This is a genomic window from Endozoicomonas sp. ONNA1, assembly GCF_024606325.1.
GTDB lineage: Bacteria > Pseudomonadota > Gammaproteobacteria > Pseudomonadales > Endozoicomonadaceae > Endozoicomonas_A.
This window is the reverse complement of record NZ_JAHHPN010000762.1, coordinates 1-2,142: the sequence shown is the minus strand read 5'-3', so window position 1 is coordinate 2,142 and position 2,142 is coordinate 1. Positions and strand designations below refer to the sequence as shown.

General features: G+C 42.1%; 1 protein-coding gene. It reads right to left on the bottom strand.

Features of this window, described 5'->3' with window-relative positions:
- The coding region (locus KDK19_RS18270) for a hypothetical protein (protein ID WP_257288530.1) at nt 1-1,862 on the bottom strand (1,862 nt) is incomplete at its 3' end.
- Between the last annotated feature and the right edge of the window lie 280 nt (nt 1,863-2,142).

The following is a 2,142-nucleotide window of genomic DNA, read 5'->3' as shown; positions in this document are numbered from 1 at the left end:
TCAGAGTCAGGCATGTCGGTATCACTAGTATCAGAGTCAGGCATGTCGGTATCACGAATATCAGAGCCACTAATGTCAGAGCCACTACTGTCATAGCCACTGCTGCCAGTATTAATGGTGTCAGAATCAATACTCTCAGAGTCACTGCTGTCAGAGTTATAAGGAGTCCTCATAGCAAAATTATAGTTATCTATGAACCAATCGACGAAATCATCCAGGTATTCTATCCGTTCTTCCAAGTGTTTTCTCTTCTTCTCTTCTTTGCTGAGTTGTTTTCCTTCTTGTTTCTTTGCTGCTTCGTCAGGTTTAACTCCATAAGGCTGCTGATTGGCATTGATGTCAAAAGTTGCCATATGAAATGCCAGCATCCTGCCTGATTGTTGTATCAGGTCGGCAAATCCTGTACCGAGGGTGACCATTATGACTTGGTAATCATTTTCATCAGGAAAAGTTTTTTGTAATTGTTGCTCTATGTATTGTCTTAAGGCCAGAAGCAATTCTTGAAATAATTCAGGGTTTTCACTTCCCGGGTAGTCTTCTGCATCTTTTAATACCTTTTCGAATATTTTGAATAATGTTTGTTCTTTGTCTTTTATCTCTGAAGAGCTGGTGATGGTGTCATCCCAATTTGATGCGCTAAAATAACTGGAAATGTTGTCAACATGTACCTTTGCCTGTTGTATAACGAAAGGATCAAGAATCAGACTTATGGCATCAATTAAACTCACGAACTGACTATTCGAGGCAACTAATTCTGGTTTTTCTTTACCATACTTTTTTACCAGATAGGACATTCGTTCAGCTGATTTTATATTACGTTGATAAAGGGGCATTTCGTTCTCATTAATCTCATTGTTGAGCAGGGAGGAGGCGGCTATTAGCAATGGTTCGTCCAATGTCTCAGGTTCTTCAGATTTTATGGGATCATTTACTTGTAGCAAAAAACTAAGGCGCATTTCTTCCAGCACTTTCAGGCCATTGAAGACTTTACCAGATTCTTTGACATTTGCTTTCAAAACTTCGTGACTTTCTATTGGTTTTTTTGTACCTAGAAGATCACCTTTTTTGGCAACCAGTCTTCCAATACCAGACAATTTAGTGGCACGAAGCAGAAATGAGCTAAAAAATAAATGAGCCGCTTCAGGGTGTGCTCTCTTTGAATGGATGGCTGTATAGTAACTCACCATCAACATCGCAAGGTTCTCCCGGTCTTCTGGTTTGGTCATATCGACAGGAGATTCGGTACCCCGGATGTTAAACAGAACGTCTATCATCGCATCCTCGACATCGTCAACCACAACATTGAGAGCTTTTAACACTTGCTGAATCATGCTCAGAATTGTCAGGCTCTCATTGGGTGGAGCTACCGGGACGTAGCTCAACATATTGTTTAGGGTTATGGTGTCTTCATCGAAGCCTGTATTGACCCCTTGGATAATGGCAGTAATTTGTGCATGGTTCATTGGTGGGAGCGGAATTTGAATTAAAGGCTGCGGTTGCAGTGCAGCAGCTCCCGCGGATTCTTGCGAATCTGAATCTGTTTTTTCGCTCCGCTCATTTTCATGGTTCATGACAAAGGTAAGATGGGTCGTATTCGGATTGAGAGCAAAAGAAAGGGGGTGGCCTAAATAAGCATTGTGATTAATCAAATCGTCCAGAAAACCAGACTTTTTTATCGCTCTATCTACAACAAATTTCTCTGGCACTGGCGTTGATAAAAGGTTTTCTGCGAGCAAATTTGAACAAGGGGAAGTCATCATGACGAGGCCAAGGGAAGCAGCAACAAACCGGTTGGCCTTGTAACGATGGAAAAATATCGATTGCTTTGCTTTTTCAGGTAATCGAGAAATGGAATAACTCATCAACATCTGCTTTCTTAAGTTTATGGATGCCCAGATAAACTAGTCCATGAATCGCAACAGTGCTCAGGTTTTAGTACCAGCCAGACTCAACCAGATCCCCAGGCCCTGGTTCGAGCTGGCAGTTTGTCGGGAAGCCTGCTGATGGCAATCCGCCTGAAAGAACAGGAGTAAGATTAAAGATAAGCTCCGTCAAGGCTACCTCATGCGAGCATCGTTACTGTCAGCGACTACTGTTAGGGTTATCACTGTCAGAGTCATAAGGAGCTTTCATAGCAAACTC